Below are 17,953 nucleotides of genomic sequence, written 5' to 3'. Positions count from 1 at the left end.
CCAAAAAATCGGCCGCCTGGAAGGGCGGCCGATCAATCGCGTCTTAGGTGTGATCGATCTTGATGGTCGGGTCGGCACCACTGATCAGCGAGTTGATGCTGGTGTGGGACCAATCGTTGCCTTCCAGTTTGATCGTCACATCAGCATTGGCCAGGCCACCGGCGGCGTTGAGCTTGCCTTCACTGCTCACTTGCAGGGTCGACACACCTTCTACCGTGGTGATCTTGAGGTAATTGTCGATGGTGCTGTCGGTTTCACCTTTCAACAAATCGCGCAGGTCAATGCGGTCGCCTTCGGACGCCTTGAAGTCCTTGATCACATCGTTGCCGATGTCGCCCGCCTTCCACACGAAGGTGTCGGCCCCCGAGCCACCGATCAGGATGTCGTTGCCCTGGCCGCCAATCAACGTGTCGTTACCCGTGCCACCCAGCAGGATGTCATTGCCTTTGCCGCCGTCCAGAAGGTCGTTGCCGCCCTGGCCGAACAGGATGTCATCGCCAGCCCCGCCCAACAGTGTATCGCCGGCATCTTTGGCGCCGGAGACGTCGAAGTCCACATAGTGCTCGGTGACGTACTGGTGAACGTTAGAGGCAGTCACTGCCGAGACAGCCACGCCGGTCTTCTGTGCGACAAAGGCCTGCAGCGCGTTGTAACCCTCGCCATTGATCCCGCTGAAGCTCACCAGGTCGCCGAAGAGGATGTCGTTGCCGTCGCCACCGCTGACGGTGTCCGCGCCCGGCAACGTCGCCTCTGTGTGGCCGAGGATAGCGTTGGCCAGGTCCTTCGGATCGATGTTGGCCTGTGGCTTGCCATCGCTGTCGTACGGTGCCAACTGATTCAGGCTGACCCCACTGTTGAGGCCGATGGCTTCTACGCCACCTGTGGACAGACCTTTAAGCAGTGCGAACGCGCTGTTGGAGTTGAGGGTGGTGGAGTAGTCGGTATCGTAGCCGAGGCCGCCTTGCACCGATATTTCATAGGTGCCATCCCCTTGGGCGTGGATGATTCCCTTGTTGTACCCCCAGCCGTAAGACCAGAGGGTTACCTTGCCGGCAGAGTTGATATCAAGGTAGTTATTCGAATCGATGTTGATCCGGGTGGCGGTACCTATGGTGTAGTTGTTCATGGTGACGACATCATCGAGCCTGACGTTGCCGTACAAGTATGGGTTGGTCTGCTCGGACGCTTGGTAAAACGTCGGCTGACCATCGGTGATGAAGTACGTTGTATTGATAGCGCCAGTGTTGCCAGTCGCCTGGGCACTCTTGAAGAAGTTGGCCGCGGCCTTGAACACGTCTTCGTAGTTGGTCCCGCCGGTAGACACCATGGAATCCAGGACTTTCTGCAGCGAGTCCAATGCACCTGGGTCTTTCAGGTTGACTGTCACCGTGCGATTGACCTGGTCGCTGAAATCCGCCAGGAAGATATTCACAGTGCCAGAAGTGCTGGCGCCGATACTGTTTTTCAGCGAGTTGAACGTGGTGGTCAGCGAGGTTTTTGCCGCTGCTATCGAGTCCGCACCCATACTGCCCGATGTATCGATCATGAACGCGATGTTGTAGTTCTTGCCCTGCACCACGTTCAAGCCGGCGACGTCGGCCACGACAATGTCGTTGCCATCGCTGCCATTGATGGTGTCGCTGCCCGAGGTGCCGGTGACCGAATTGTAGGTCGCTGGATGCACCGTGACGGGCAATTGCGCGGTGGTGGTCGCTGAACCGCCGATGCTCTCGGTGGACGTCGAAGTGACCGTCAGGTTGAACTGACCGCTGTAGTAGGTCGGCGGCTTGATGGTCAGGGTGTTCAGGTCCCAGCCCGTGACATTCACTTCGCCCACGGTTTTACCCGCAGTAAAGGTGTGCCCAGACGCGTCGGTCAGTACCGAGCCTGCCGGGATGCCGCTGATCTTCACGCTCAGGGTTTCGGAGCCGTCGGTGTCGGTCAGCGCGGTGGTGACCTTGGACAATTTGACCGTGCCGTTTTCCTGGCCTTCGTTGAGCTTGTAGCCCACGTAGTAACCGTCACCGTTGCTGCCATGCAGGTCGGATACGGTGACGCCGGCGTTGGTCAGGTCGGTAAGGCCGGTGTACAGCGGCACGGTGCTGGTGCTCAGGTTCTGCACCGCCCCGCCGTTGACCGACAGGTTGACGTCAAAGCTGCCAGGCCCCGCTTGGTTGGCCTGGTAGATCTCAAGGCTGTAGTAACCGGTGGTGGTTGGCGTGAACGTGCCGCTGAACTTGCCGCTGTTGGTACCCCACAAACCGCTCGCAACGTCTTTACCGCCAACGTTGACCACCACGCTGTCATCGGCGATACCGCTGAAGGTGTAGCTCTTGCCTGCTTCCATGTAGATCAGGCCGGAGATCTTGGAACCAGAGCCAGCGGCCACGTTGTCGACGGACTCGACGTTGGTCACCACAGAGGTGCTGTTGGGTGTGCCCGCGTTATCGATGGCTTTTTTCAGCACGTCCGGTGCAGCACCGTTGCCGTTGTTGCCGAGGCCGGCGATGCTGTTCCAGCCCTGTTTGACCAGGCCGGTCGAGGCAACGCTGTTGTCGGCCACGCTCAGGGTCGGTGCGTCGGCCACTGGGGTGATATCGACTTTCACCGTAGCGCTGGTGCCCAGGTCCTTGCCATCGGTTGGCTGGAACTTGAACTGCGCGTAATCCGCCTGCTTGTTACCCACGCCAGTGCCGCCGTAACCGTCGGCGCCGGACTCGTTGGCGTTCGGCATAAAGCGCAGTTGGCCGCCATCGATCTGAGCCTTGGTAAAGGTCTGGCCGCTGGTCACGTTGGTCCAGGTGCTGCCGTCCGCCGCCAGATACTGCAGCTTGCCGGCTACCGGCAGCTCGGTGATTTTCACCCCGAGGCTGGCTTGTGGCGAGTCCACATCGCTCACGCCGAAGTTGGCCCAGGTCAGGGCCAGCGCCGTGTCTTCCGTACCGGTCACAGCACCGCCAGTGGCCACTGGTGCATCGTTGACCGCTACCACGTTGACGGTGGTGGTGGCCACGTTGGAGTAGTTGCCGCCATCGGTCACCGTCACGGTGATGGTGCGCGGTGTGGTGCTCGGGTCGTGGCTGTTGTTGGTGAACGTGATGTTCTGGATACGTTGCATGTAGTCAGCCAGCGTTGCGCTGCCGGACAACGTCAGGGTAATAGTGCCCGTCTGGTTGTTGGTGCTGACGCTGATGCCATTCACGCTATTGCCCAGGTTCAGGGCATCACCGGCCTGTGCGTTGGTCAGCGTGACCGTCGCGCCCGTCAGCAGTGTGCTGTCTGGGTCAGTGATCTTGATATCCGTATCGGCGATCGACACGCCCGGCCCGGCGGTACCCTCGGTAAATGTCGTCTTGTAATCGGCACCCGTGGCGCCGCTGGAGTTGTTGGCATCCAGGTCGATCACCGGCGGCGCATCGTTGTCGAGGATGTTGGTGGTGACGGTGCCTTTGTCGATCACCAGGTTCTCGAAGTTGCCTCCGGTGACCTTGTCGATGGTGATAACGATCTGTTCCGTAGGCTCGGTGATCTTGTCGTCGAGCGTGCGGATATCAAACGGCACGCTGCTGGAGCCTGCCGGGATCTTCACGGTGTACACGCCGGTGAAGTCCGAACCGTCAGTGGCGGTGCCGCTGTATTTGAGCGTCACGGTTACGTCGGTTTGCGGCGGGTTGGTCAAGGTCAGGGTGTAGTGGGCTGTGCCACCTTCAGTGACCGAGCCGTCGCCCGTTATGCTGATTTTGGTATCCGTCACTACATCCGTGACCTTGGTGACCGCGGGGCTGGCGTCAACAATCAGATGCTCGTACTTGTCGCCACCGCTGACCACGCCGGTGATCTTGGCGCTGACATCATTGGCGCCGACATAGGCATCGTTCGGTGCGGTAGCTGTCGTGAAGCTGGTGGACTTGCCACTGCCGATGGTGATGGTCGAGCCGTTATCCAGCCTTACCACCAAGTCGGAGCCCACGTTGTTCACGGCCGCGCCGTTCTTGTCGACCAGGGACGCGGTGTAGACGATCTGCCCGCCTTCGCTGACCGAACCGGTGGCCTTGAGTACCACGGTCACGTCGTCGATGGTGTCGTTGATGGTGGTCGTGGCGCCCGCAGGTGTGATGGTCACACCCTCGAAATTGCCGCCGGTGGTGCCGGTGATCTTGACGGTCTGGGTGCTCTTGTCGATGAACACGTCATCGGTAGGCGCCGGGACGGTCACCGTGCCCACGGTCTCACCTTGCTTGATGGTGATGCTCGAACCGTTGTCGAGCTGGACCAGCATGTCGCTGCCGGCCTTGTTGCTCAAGGTGGCGGTGTATGTGATCTGGCCGCCTTCGTTGACCGCGGTCGGGGCAGTCAAGGTGACGGTGGTCAGGTCGGTGGAGCCTGGTGTGTCGGTGACGGTGGTGTTCACCGCCGTCGTGCCCGGCACGAGGTTCTCGAAATGCTCGCCACCGGTCACGCCTTTGATGGCGGTGGTGACGGTTTGGTCGCCTTTGTAGACGTCGTTTGGCGCTACGGTGGTGATGGAACCGCTCGACTGATTCACACCGATGGTGATCGTTTTGCCATTGTCCAAGGTGACGGTCAGCGGATTGGTGATGTTGGTCACCGCTGCGCCGTTTTTATCCACAAGGCTGGCGGTGTAGACGATGTTGCCGCCTTCGCCAACGGTGGTGGTGGCGGTCAGAACTACATCCACCTTGTCGATGGTGTCGTTGATCGTGGTGGTTGCGCCGTTGCCTGCGACTTCTAACTTCTCGAAGTTGCCGCCGGAAGCGTCGGTGATCTTGACGGTCTGAGTGCTCTTGTCGATGAACACGTCATCGGTCGGCGCATGCACGGTTACGGTACCAACAGTTTCGCCAGCCTTGATGGTGATGCTTGAACCGTTGTCGAGTTTCAGCGTGACGTCGGTCCCCGCCTTGTTGGACAGCGTGGCGGTGTACGTAATCTGGCCACCTTCGTTAACAGCGTTAGGCGCTGTCAGCGTCACAGTAGTGGTGTTGTCGGTACCCGGAGTGTCCGTAACGGTGGTGTTCACCGCGGTAGTGCCCGGCACCAGGTTCTCGAAATGCTCGCCGCCGGTCACGCCTTTGATAGCGGTGGTGACAGTTTGGTCGCCCTTGTACACATCATCAGGAGCAAGAACCGAAACGCTACCGCTCGATTGGTTTACGCCGATGGTGATGGTTTTGCCGTTATCCAGGGTCACGGTCAGCGGATTGGTGATGTTGGTCACCGGCGCGCCGTTCTTATCCACAAGGCTGGCGGTGTAAACGATGTTGCCGCCTTCGCCAACGGTGGTGGTGGCGGTCAGGACCACATCGACTTTGTCGATGGTGTCGTTGATCGTGGTGGTGGCGCCGTTGCCTGCAACTTCCAGTTTTTCGAAGTTGCCGCCGGAAGCGTCAGTGATTTTGACGGTCTGCGTGCTCTTATCGATAAACACGTCATCGGTCGGCGCAGGCACGGTTACGGTACCAACAGTTTCGCCAGCCTTGATGGTGATGCTTGAACCGTTGTCGAGTTTCAGCGTGACGTCAGTGCCCGCTTTGTTGGACAGCGTGGCGGTGTACGTGATCTGGCCACCTTCGTTAACAGCACTTGGCGCAGTCAAGGTGACAGTCGTGGTGTTATCGGTGCCCGGTGTATCAGTAACGGTGGTGTTAACCGGGGTAGTACCTGGAACCAGATTTTCGAAGTGCTCGCCGCCGGTCACGCCTTTGATAGCAGTGGTGACGGTCTGGTCGCCCTTGTACACGTCATCAGGAGCAACAACCGAAACGCTACCGCTCGATTGGTTTACGCCGATGGTGATGGTTTTGCCGTTATCCAGGGTCACGGTCAGCGGATTGGTGATGTTGGTCACCGGTGCGCCATTTTTATCCACAAGGCTGGCCGTGTAGACGATGTTGCCGCCTTCACCCACGGTAGTGGTGGCGGTCAGAACTACATCCACCTTGTCGATGGTGTCGTTGATCGTGGTGGTTGCGCCGCTGCCTGCAACTTCCAGTTTTTCGAAGTTGCCGCCGGAGGCGTCGGTGATCTTGACGGTCTGCGTGCTCTTATCGATAAACACGTCATCGGTAGGGGCAGGCACGGTTACGGTGCCAACAGTGTCGCCAGCCTTGATCGTGATCGACGAACCGTTATCCAGCTTCAGGGTGACGTCAGTGCCCGCTTTGTTGGACAGCGTGGCGGTGTACGTGATCTGGCCACCTTCGTTAACAGCACTTGGCGCAGTCAAGGTGACAGTCGTGGTGTTGTCGGTACCCGGTGTATCGGTAACGGTCGTGTTAACTGGGGTAGTACCTGGAACCAGATTTTCAAAGTGCTCGCCGCCGGTCACGCCTTTGATGGCGGTAGTGACAGTTTGATCGCCTTTGTACACATCATCCGGCGCGATGGTTGTAATAGAGCCACTCGACTGATTCACACCAATGGTGATGGTCTTGCCGTTGTCCAAGGTAACGGTGAGCGGGTTGGTGATGTTGGTCACCGGTGCGCCGTTTTTATCCACAAGACTGGTGGTGTAGACGATATTGCCGCCTTCGCCGACGGTAGTTGTAGCAGTTAGAACTACATCCACCTTGTCGATGGTGTCGTTGATCGTGGTGGTTGCGCCGTTACCTGCGACTTCGAGTTTTTCGAAGTTGCCGCCGGAAGCGTCAGTAATCTTGACGGTCTGGCTGCTCTTGTCGATGAACACGTCATCGGTCGGCGCAGGGACGGTCACAGTACCAACGGTTTCGCCAGCCTTGATGGTGATCGACGAGCCGTTGTCGAGTTTCAGCGTGACGTCGGTCCCCGCCTTGTTGGACAGCGTGGCGGTGTACGTAATCTGTCCGCCTTCGTTAACAGCGTTAGGCGCTGTCAGCGTCACAGTAGTGGTGTTGTCGGTACCCGGAGTGTCCGTAACGGTGGTGTTCACCGCGGTAGTGCCCGGCACCAGGTTCTCGAAATGCTCGCCGCCGGTCACGCCTTTGATAGCGGTGGTGACAGTTTGGTCGCCCTTGTACACATCATCAGGAGCAAGAACCGAAACGCTACCGCTCGATTGGTTTACGCCGATGGTGATGGTCTTACCGTTGTCCAAGGTAACGGTGAGCGGGTTGGTGATGTTGGTCACCGGCGCGCCGTTCTTATCCACAAGGCTGGCGGTATAGACGATATTGCCGCCTTCACCCACGGTAGTGGTGGCGGTCAGAACTACATCCACCTTGTCGATGGTGTCGTTGATCGTGGTGGTTGCGCCGTTACCTGCGACTTCGAGTTTTTCGAAGTTGCCGCCGGAAGCGTCAGTAATCTTGACGGTCTGGCTGCTCTTGTCGATGAACACGTCATCGGTCGGCGCAGGGACGGTCACAGTACCAACGGTTTCGCCAGCCTTGATGGTGATCGACGAGCCGTTGTCGAGTTTCAGCGTGACGTCGGTCCCCGCCTTGTTGGACAGCGTGGCGGTGTACGTAATCTGTCCGCCTTCGTTAACAGCGTTAGGCGCTGTCAGCGTCACAGTAGTGGTGTTGTCGGTACCCGGAGTGTCCGTAACGGTGGTGTTCACCGCGGTAGTGCCCGGCACCAGGTTCTCGAAATGCTCGCCGCCGGTTACGCCTTTGATAGCGGTGGTGACGGTTTGATCGCCTTTATAGACATCATCAGGAGCAAGAACCGAAACGCTACCGCTAGTCTGGTTTACGCCGATGGTGATGGTCTGGCCATTATCCAAGGTGACGGTCAACGGATTGGTGATGTTAATCACCGCTGCGCCGTTTTTATCCACAAGGCTGGCGGTGTAGACGATATTGCCGCCTTCGCCGACGGTGGTAGTGGCGGTCAGGACGACGTCGACTTTGTCGATGGTGTCGTTGATCGTGGTGGTGGCGCCGTTGCCTGCTACTTCGAGTTTTTCGAAGTTGCCTCCGGAAGCATCAGTAATCTTTACGGTCTGAGTGCTCTTGTCGATGAACACGTCATCAGTAGGGGCGGGCACGGTCACAGTACCGACGGTCTCGCCAGCTTTGATAGTGATCGACGAGCCGTTATCCAGCTTCAAGGTGACATCAGTACCGGCCTTGTTGCTCAAGGTCGCGGTGTAGGTGATCTGACCACCTTCGTTAACGGCACTTGGCGCAGTCAGCGTAACCGTGGTGGTGTTATCGGTACCCGGTGTGTCCGTAACGGTGGTGTTCACCGCGGTAGTGCCAGGGACCAGATTTTCGAAATGCTCGCCGCCGGTCACACCCTTGATAGCGGTGGTGACAGTTTGGTCGCCCTTGTACACATCATCAGGAGCAAGAACCGAAACGCTACCGCTCGATTGGTTTACGCCGATGGTGATGGTCTTGCCGTTGTCCAGAGTCACGGTGAGCGGATTGGTGATGTTGGTCACCGGTGCGCCGTTTTTATCCACAAGGCTGGCGGTGTAGACGATATTGCCGCCTTCGCCAACGGTGGTGGTCGCGGTCAGGACTACATCAACCTTGTCGATGGTGTCGTTGATTGTGGTGGTTGCGCCATTCCCTGCGACTTCCAGTTTTTCGAAGTTGCCGCCGGTGGTTTCGGTGATCTTGACCGTTTGGGTGCTCTTGTCGATGAACACGTCATCGGTAGGCGCAGGGACAGTCACGGTGCCAACCGTGTCGCCAGCCTTGATAGTGATCGACGAGCCGTTATCCAGCTTCAAGGTGACATCTGTACCGGCCTTGTTGCTCAAGGTCGCGGTGTAGGTGATCTGGCCGCCTTCGTTAACGGCACTTGGCGCAGTCAGCGTAACCGTGGTGGTGTTATCGGTACCCGGTGTGTCCGTAACGGTGGTGTTCACCGCGGTAGTGCCAGGGACCAGATTTTCGAAATGCTCGCCGCCGGTCACACCCTTGATAGCGGTGGTGACAGTTTGGTCGCCCTTGTACACATCATCAGGAGCAAGAACCGAAACGCTACCGCTCGATTGGTTTACGCCGATGGTGATGGTTTTACCGTTGTCCAAGGTAACGGTCAGCGGATTGATGATGTTAGTCACCGGTGCGCCGTTTTTATCCACAAGGCTGGCGGTGTAGACGATGTTGCCGCCTTCACCAACGGTGGTGGTGGCCGTCAGGACCACATCGACCTTGTCGATGGTGTCGTTGATCGTGGTCGTTGCGCCGCTGCCTGCAACTTCGAGTTTTTCGAAGTTGCCGCCGGTGGTTTCGGTGATCTTGACCGTTTGGGTGCTCTTGTCGATGAACACGTCATCGGTAGGCGCAGGGACAGTCACGGTGCCAACGGTTTCGCCAGCCTTGATAGTGATCGACGAGCCGTTATCCAGCTTCAGGGTGACGTCAGTGCCAGCCTTGTTGCTCAAGGTCGCGGTGTAGGTAATCTGCCCACCCTCGTTTGCCTCGGACGGAGCCGTCAGCGTCACGGTGGTGGTGTTATCGGTGCCTGGGGTATCGGTGACAGTAGTGTTCACTGCCGTCGTGCCAGGGACCAGGTTTTCGAAGTGCTCGCCGCCGGTAACACCCTTGATAGCGGTGGTGACGGTTTGATCGCCTTTATAGACATCATCAGGAGCAAGAACCGAAACGCTACCGCTAGTCTGGTTTACGCCGATGGTGATGGTTTTGCCGTTATCGAGGGTGACGGTCAACGGGTTGGTGATGTTAGTCACCGGTGCGCCGTTTTTATCCACAAGGCTGGCGGTGTAAACGATGTTGCCGCCTTCGCCAACGGTGGTGGTGGCCGTCAGGACCACATCAACTTTGTCGATGGTGTCGTTGATCGTGGTCGTTGCGCCGTTGCCTGCCACTTCGAGTTTTTCGAAGTTGCCGCCGGTGGTTTCGGTGATCTTGACCGTCTGCGTGCTCTTGTCGATGAACACATCATCGTTAGGCGCAGGGACGGTCACAGTACCAACGGTTTCGCCAGCCTTGATGGTGATCGACGAGCCGTTATCCAACTTGAGCGTGACATCAGTGCCCGCTTTGTTGGAAAGCGTGGCGGTGTACGTAATCTGCCCACCCTCGTTTGCCTCGGACGGAGCCGTCAGCGTCACGGTGGTGGTGTTAGCGGTGCCTGGGGTATCGGTGACAGTGGTGTTCACTGCCGTCGTGCCAGGGACCAAGTTTTCAAAGTGCTCGCCGCCAGTCACGCTTTTGATAGCCGTGGTGACGGTTTGGTCGCCCTTATACACATCGTCAGGAGCAATAACCGAAACGCTACCGCTCGATTGGTTTACGCCGATGGTGATGGTCTTGCCGTTGTCCAAGGTGACGGTCAACGGGTTGGTGATGTTAGTCACCGGTGCGCCGTTTTTATCCACAAGGCTGGCGGTGTAGACGATGTTGCCGCCTTCACCAACGGTGGTGGTAGCGGTCAGAACCACATCAACTTTGTCGATGGTGTCGTTGATCGTGGTGGTCGCGCCGTTACCTGCAACTTCCAGTTTTTCGAAGTTACCGCCGGTGGTTTCGGTGATCTTGACCGTCTGCGTGCTCTTGTCGATGAACACGTCATCGGTAGGCGCAGGGACAGTGACGGTGCCAACAGTGTCGCCAGCCTTGATCGTGATCGACGAGCCGTTATCCAGCTTCAGGGTGACGTCAGTGCCAGCCTTGTTGCTCAAGGTCGCGGTGTAGGTAATCTGACCACCTTCGTTAACCGCACTTGGCGCAGTCAGGGTGACAGTCGTTGTGTTGTCGGTACCGGGGGTATCGGTGACAGTGGTGTTCACTGCCGTAGTGCCAGGGACCAGGTTTTCGAAGTGCTCGCCGCCAGTCACGCTTTTGATAGCCGTGGTGACGGTTTGGTCGCCCTTATACACATCATCAGGAGCAATAACCGAAACGCTACCGCTCGATTGGTTTACGCCGATGGTGATGGTCTGGCCATTATCCAAGGTGACGGTCAACGGATTGGTGATGTTAGTCACCGGCGCACCGTTTTTATCCACAAGGCTAGCGGTGTAGACGATGTTGCCGCCTTCACCAACGGTGGTGGTGGCCGTCAGGACCACATCAACTTTGTCGATGGTGTCGTTGATCGTGGTGGTCGCGCCGTTACCTGCAACTTCCAGTTTTTCGAAGTTGCCGCCGGAAGCGTCGGTGATCTTGACGGTCTGAGTGCTCTTATCGATGAACACGTCATCGGTCGGCGCGGGCACGGTTACGGTGCCAACCGTGTCGCCAGCCTTGATGGTGATCGAAGAGCCGTTATCCAGCTTCAAGATGACGTCAGTACCGGCCTTGTTGCTCAAGGTCGCGGTGTACGTAATCTGACCACCTTCGTTTGCCTCAGCCGGAGCCGTCAACGTAACGGTGGTGGTGTTATCGGTGCCAGGGTTATCGGTGACAGTAGTGTTCACTGCCGTCGTGCCAGGGACCAGGTTTTCGAAGTGCTCGCCGCCGGTCACGCTTTTGATGGCGGTAGTGACAGTTTGGTCGCCTTTGTACACATCATCCGGCGCGATGGTGGTGATAGAGCCACTCGACTGATTCACACCAATGGTAATGGTCTTGCCGTTATCGAGGGTGACGGTCAGCGGATTGGTGATGTTAGTCACCGGTGCGCCGTTTTTATCCACAAGGCTGGCGGTGTAGACGATGTTGCCGCCTTCACCAACGGTGGCGGTAGCGGTCAGAACCACATCAACTTTGTCGATCGTGTCGTTGATCGTGGTCGTTGCGCCGCTGCCTGCAACTTCCAGTTTTTCGAAGTTGCCGCCGGTGGTTTCGGTGATCTTGACCGTCTGCGTGCTCTTGTCGATGAACACGTCATCGGTAGGCGCAGGGACAGTCACGGTGCCAACCGTGTCGCCAGCCTTGATGGTGATCGAAGAGCCGTTATCCAACTTCAGCGTGACGTCGGTACCGGCCTTATTGCTCAAGGTCGCGGTATAGGTGATCTGGCCACCCTCATTCGCTTCGGTCGGAGCTGTCAGCGTTACGGTAGTGGTGTTATCGGTGCCCGGTGTATCAGTAACGGTGGTGTTAACCGGGGTAGTACCTGGAACCAGATTTTCAAAGTGCTCGCCGCCGGTCACGCCTTTGATGGCGGTAGTGACGGTCTGGTCGCCTTTGTACACGTCATCCGGCGCGATGGTGGTGATAGAACCGCTCGACTGGTTTACGCCAATAGTGATGGTCTTGCCGTTATCCAGGGTCACGGTCAGCGGATTGGTGATGTTGGTCACCGGTGCGCCGTTTTTATCCACAAGGCTGGCGGTGTAGACGATATTGCCGCCTTCGCCGACGGTGGTAGTAGCGGTCAGGACCACATCTACCTTGTCGATGGTGTCATTGATGGTGGTGGTTGCGCCGTCGCCTGCCACTTCGAGTTTTTCGAAATTGCCGCCGGTGGTCTCGGCGATCTTAACGGTCTGGGTGCTCTTATCGATAAACACGTCATCGGTAGGCGCAGGGACAGTGACGGTGCCAACAGTTTCGCCAGCCTTGATGGTGATCGACGAGCCGTTGTCCAACTTCAGCGTGACATCAGTGCCCGCTTTGTTGGAAAGCGTGGCGGTATAAGTGATCTGGCCACCCTCATTCGCCTCGGTGGGAGCTGTCAGCGTTACGGTCGTGGTGTTATCGGTGCCCGGTGTATCAGTAACGGTGGTGTTAACCGGGGTAGTACCTGGAACCAGATTTTCGAAGTGCTCGCCGCCGGTCACGCCTTTGATGGCGGTGGTGACGGTTTGGTCGCCCTTGTACACATCATCAGGAGCAACAACCGAAACGCTACCGCTCGATTGGTTTACGCCGATGGTGATGGTTTTACCGTTGTCCAAGGTAACGGTCAGCGGGTGGGTGATGTTGGTCACCGGCGCGCCGTTTTTATCCACGAGGCTAGCGGTGTAGACGATATTGCCGCCTTCACCAACAGTGGTAGTGGCGGTCAGAACTACATCAACCTTGTCGATGGTGTCATTGATCGTAGTGGTCGCGCCGCTGCCTGCCACTTCGAGCTTTTCGAAGTTGCCACCACTGGTTTCGGTGATCTTGACGGTCTGGGTGCTCTTATCGATGAACACGTCATCGGTAGGGGCGGGCACGGTCACAGTGCCAACAGTGTCGCCGGCCTTGATGGTGATGCTTGAACCGTTGTCGAGTTTCAGTGTTACGTCAGTGCCCGCTTTGTTGGAAAGCGTGGCGGTGTACGTAATCTGTCCACCTTCGTTAACAGCGTTAGGCGCTGTCAGCGTCACAGTAGTGATGTTGTCTGTACCTGGTGTATCAGTAACGGTGGTGTTAACCGGGGTAGTACCTGGAGCCAGATTTTCAAAGTGCTCGCCGCCAGTGACGCCTTTGATAGCAGTGGTAACGGTCTGGTCGCCTTTGTACACATCATCAGGAGCTAGAACCGAAACGCTACCGCTCGATTGGTTTACGCCAATAGTGATGGTCTGGCCGTTATCCAAAGTCACAGTCAGCGGATTGTTGATGTTGGTCACCGGCGCGCCGTTTTTATCCACAAGGCTGGCGGTGTAGACGATGTTGCCGCCTTCGCCGACAGTGGTAGTGGCCGTCAGAACTACATCGACCTTGTCGATGGTGTCGTTGATCGTGGTGGTTGCGCCGTTGCCTGCGACTTCTAACTTCTCGAAGTTGCCGCCAGTGGTCTCGGTTATCTTGACGGTCTGCGTGCTCTTGTCGATGAACACGTCATCGGTAGGGGCGGGCACGGTGACGGTCCCAACAGTTTCGCCAGCCTTGATGGTGATCGACGAGCCGTTGTCCAACTTCAGCGTGACGTCAGTGCCCGCTTTGTTGGATAGCGTGGCGGTATAAGTGATCTGGCCACCCTCATTCGCCTCGGTGGGAGCTGTCAGCGTTACGGTCGTGGTGTTATCGGTGCCCGGTGTATCAGTAACGGTGGTGTTAACCGGGGTAGTACCTGGAACCAGATTTTCGAAGTGCTCGCCGCCGGTCACGCCTTTGATGGCGGTGGTGACGGTTTGGTCGCCCTTGTACACATCATCAGGAGCAACAACCGAAACGCTACCGCTCGATTGGTTTACGCCGATGGTGATGGTTTTACCGTTGTCCAAGGTAACGGTCAGCGGGTTGGTGATGTTGGTCACCGGCGCGCCGTTCTTATCCACAAGACTGGCGGTGTAGACGATATTGCCGCCTTCACCAATGGTGGTGGTGACGGTCAGGACCACATCGACTTTGTCGATGGTGTCGTTGATCGTGGTGGTTGCGCCGTTGCCTGCGACTTCTAACTTCTCGAAGTTGCCGTCAGTGGTCTCGGTGATCTTGACGGTCTGCGTGCTCTTGTCGATGAACACGTCATCGGTAGGCGCAGGGACAGTGACGGTGCCTACGGTTTCGCCAGCCTTGATGGTGATGCTTGAGCCGTTGTCGAGTTTCAGCGTGACGTCGGTGCCGGCCTTGTTGCTCAAGGTCGCGGTGTAGGTGATCTGGCCACCTTCGTTAACTGCATTTGGCGCAGTCAGGATGACAGTCGTTGTGTTGTCGGTACCGGGGGTGTCGGTGACAGTGGTGTTCACTGCCGTCGTGCCAGGGACCAAGTTTTCAAAGTGCTCGCCACCAGTGACGCCTTTGATAGCGGTAGTGACGGTCTGGTCGCCTTTATAAACGTCATCCGGCGCGATAGTGGTGACAGAGCCACTCGACTGGTTCACACCGATGGTGATTGTCTTGCCGTTATCCAAGGTCACGGTCAGCGGGTTAGTGATGTTAGTCACCGGTGCGCCGTTTTTATCCACAAGGCTGGCGGTGTAGACGATGTTGCCGCCTTCGCCGACAGTGGTAGTGGCCGTCAGAACTACATCCACCTTGTCGATGGTGTCGTTGATCGTGGTGGTCGAGCCGTTGCCTGCCACTTCGAGTTTTTCGAAGTTGCCACCAGTGGCCTCGGTGATCTGAACGGTCTGCGTGCTCTTGTCGATGAACACGTCATCGGTAGGCGCAGGGACGGTCACGGTGCCAACGGTTTCGCCAGCCTTGATGGTGATCGACGAACCGTTATCCAACTTCAGCGTGACGTCAGTGCCCGCTTTGTTGGAAAGCGTGGCGGTGTAAGTGATCTGGCCACCCTCATTCGCCTCGGTCGGAGCCGTCAGTGTCACGGTAGTGGTGTTATCGGTGCCCGGTGTATCGGTAACGGTCGTGTTAACTGGGGCAGTACCTGGAACCAGATTTTCAAAATGCTCGCCGCCGGTCACACCCTTGATAGCAGCGGTGACGGTCTGATCGCCTTTATAAATATCGTCTGGCGCCACGGTGGTAACGGTGCCGCTGGATTGGTTAACACCGATAGTAATGGTCTGACCGTTATCCAAAGTGACGGTCAACGGGTTAGTGATGTTAGTCACCGGCGCGCCGTTTTTATCCACAAGGCTAGCGGTGTAGACGATGTTGCCGCCTTCGCCAACGGTGGTGGTAGCGGTCAGAACCACATCAACTTTGTCGATGGTGTCGTTGATCGTGGTGGTCGCGCCGTTACCTGCAACTTCCAGTTTTTCGAAGTTGCCGCCGGTGGTTTCGGTGATCTTGACCGTTTGGGTGCTTTTGTCGATGAACACGTCATCGGTAGGGGCGGGCACGGTCACGGTGCCAACGGTTTCGCCAGCTTTGATGGTGATCGACGAACCGTTATCCAACTTCAACGTGACATCAGTGCCCGCTTTATTGGAAAGCGTGGCGGTATACGTCACCTGACCACCTTCGTTCGCCTCGGTTGGGGCTGTCAGCGTCACAGTGGTGGTATCGATCGAATCGGTAATGGTGGTAACCGCTGGCGTGGTGCTCGGCACCAGGCTTTCGAAATTGCCGCCAGTCGCGCCCGTAATCGTCGTACTGACGGTGCTGCCGTTGACGTAGACGTCATTAGCTGGCGTATCAACGACAACGCTGCCTGTCGACTCACCGGCCTTGATGGTGATCACCGAGCCATTGCTCAAGGTGACATTCACAGGCGTCTGCGCCGGGTTGGTCAAGGTGGCGGTGTAGGTGATCTGACCGCCTTCGGTCACGGTCGAACCAGCGGTCAGGGTGACCGTGGTGGTGTCGATCGAATCGGTAATGGTGGTGACCGCTGGCGTGGTATTCGGTACCAGGTTCTCGAAGTTACCGCCCGTTGCGCCCGTGATGGTGGTGCTGACGGTAGAGCCATTGTTGTAAACGTCGTTGGCCGGCGTATCAACGACAACGCTGCCTGTCGACTCACCCGCTTTAATGGTGATCACCGAGCCATTGCTCAAGGTGACATTCACAGGCGTCTGCGCCGGGTTGGTCAAGGTGGCGGTGTAGGTGATCTGGCCGCCTTCGGTCACGGTCGAACCAGCGGTCAGGGTGACCGTGGTGGTGTCGATCGAATCGGTAATGGTGGTGACCGCTGGCGTTGTATTCGGTACCAGGTTCTCGAAGTTACCGCCCGTTGCGCCCGTGATGGTGGTGCTGACGGTAGAGCCATTGTTGTAAACGTCGTTGGCCGGCGTATCAACGACAACGCTGCCTGTCGACTCACCCGCTTTAATGGTGATCACCGAGCCATTGCTCAAGGTGACATTCACAGGCGTCTGCGCCGGGTTGGTCAAGGTGGCGGTGTAGGTGATCTGGCCGCCTTCGGTCACGGTCGAACCAGCGGTCAGGGTGACCGTGGTGGTGTCGATCGAATCGGTAATGGTGGTAACCGCTGGCGTGGTATTCGGTACCAGGTTCTCGAAGTTACCGCCCGTTGCGCCCGTGATCGTGGTGCTGACCGTCGAACCGTTGTTGTAGACGTCGTTAGCTGGCGTATCTACGACGACGCTGCCCGTCGATTCACCGGCCTTGATCGTGATCACCGAGCCATTGCTCAAGGTGACATTCACCGGCGTCTGCGCCGGGTTGGTCAAGGTGGCGGTGTAGGTGATTTGACCGCCTTCGGTCACGGTCGAACCAGCCGTTAGAGTGACCGTGGTGGTGTCGATGGTGTCGGTGATCTGCGTCACGGCCGGGTTAGGGTCGATGGTCAATACCAGGTTGCCGCCACCGGTGGTGCCCGTAACGCCCACGCTGATCTGGCTCGGGTCGTTGTACGGGGTGTCGTTGGGCGCCAGGGGTACGTTGACCGTACCGGTCAGTTGGCCTGACGGGATAGTAATCACCGCGCCATTGGACAAGGTGACGGTAAGGTCGCTGCTGGATGGTCGCGTCACGGTCGCGGTGTAGGTCAGCACACCACCGGCTTCGGTGATGGTGGGGGTTGCGCTCAGGGACAGGGTCGAAGGCTGCAGCACCAGGTTGCCCGCGTCAGCGGAGCCTGGGGCACCGGTCAGCGCGTTGAGAGCCGAAGTGCCCTGACCAAGCGTACCGGTGGGGAAGCCGATGGTCGGATCAACACGGCCGGCGGTCGCATCCAGCACCACGAAGCTGTGGCCACCCCCGGCTGCGCCGTTACCGGCAGCGTTTGCGCCGGCGGCGGTGGCTTCCAGGTCGGTGGTCGGGTCGGCGCCAGCGGCGATGGCTTGTTGCAGCTCGGCAACCGATGGCGCGGCTTGCTCGCTGGCAGCGGCGAGGTCGAGGCTGGAGTCCGGCAGGTCGGCGCTCCACTGGGTGTCACGGCCCAGGTCCAGAATGCGACCGTCGGCCAGCTCCAGGCTCACGGCGCCCGACATACCGGTGTCGATCTGGTCGCCCGCGAACAAGCGATCACCTTCAACGAGGACGCGCCGAGCACCTTCCGGAGAAATAACGAAAACTTGACCAACAATGCTTTTGACGATGGCAACAACACTGCTCATTAAAATTTTCTCCGGCGATCCGTTTCGACAAATTCCATTTCGCAGCGCGCTATTAGGGCTGCCAATTGGGAGGGCGTAGTCTATATATGCATTGACGTCAAATAATTGGCTAGATTTTTTAGCTATCTAGTTAGTGCCAAACTATTGACCTTAGGGCCGCCATCCTAAACAATCGGCCCCGTAATGTCACATTGATATTTATGCGGCGAACCGTCCTACATG

At 57.8% G+C, this 17,953-nt stretch carries 1 protein-coding gene; it reads right to left on the bottom strand.

Translation table 11 applies throughout. From position 1 onward, the window contains the following. Positions 1 to 43: 43 nt before the first annotated feature. The gene (locus GIV26_RS25020; protein ID WP_268943647.1) at positions 44 to 17,731 is read right to left on the bottom strand and encodes a retention module-containing protein; all 17,688 of its coding nucleotides are present in this window, start codon (positions 17,729 to 17,731) and stop codon (positions 44 to 46) included. Positions 17,732 to 17,953: the final 222 nt, after the last annotated feature.

Source organism: Pseudomonas sp. PA-1-3F (assembly GCF_021609665.1).
Classification (GTDB): Bacteria; Pseudomonadota; Gammaproteobacteria; order Pseudomonadales; family Pseudomonadaceae; genus Aquipseudomonas; species Aquipseudomonas paracarnis.
Note: the sequence above shows the minus strand (reverse complement) of the source record. Positions and strands in the feature narration are given on the sequence as shown.

Coding starts and splice junctions, on each gene's coding strand:
- GIV26_RS25020 (WP_268943647.1), bottom strand. CDS start 17,731: ATGAGCAGTGTTGTTGCCATCGTCAAAAGCATTGTTGGTCAAGTTTTC.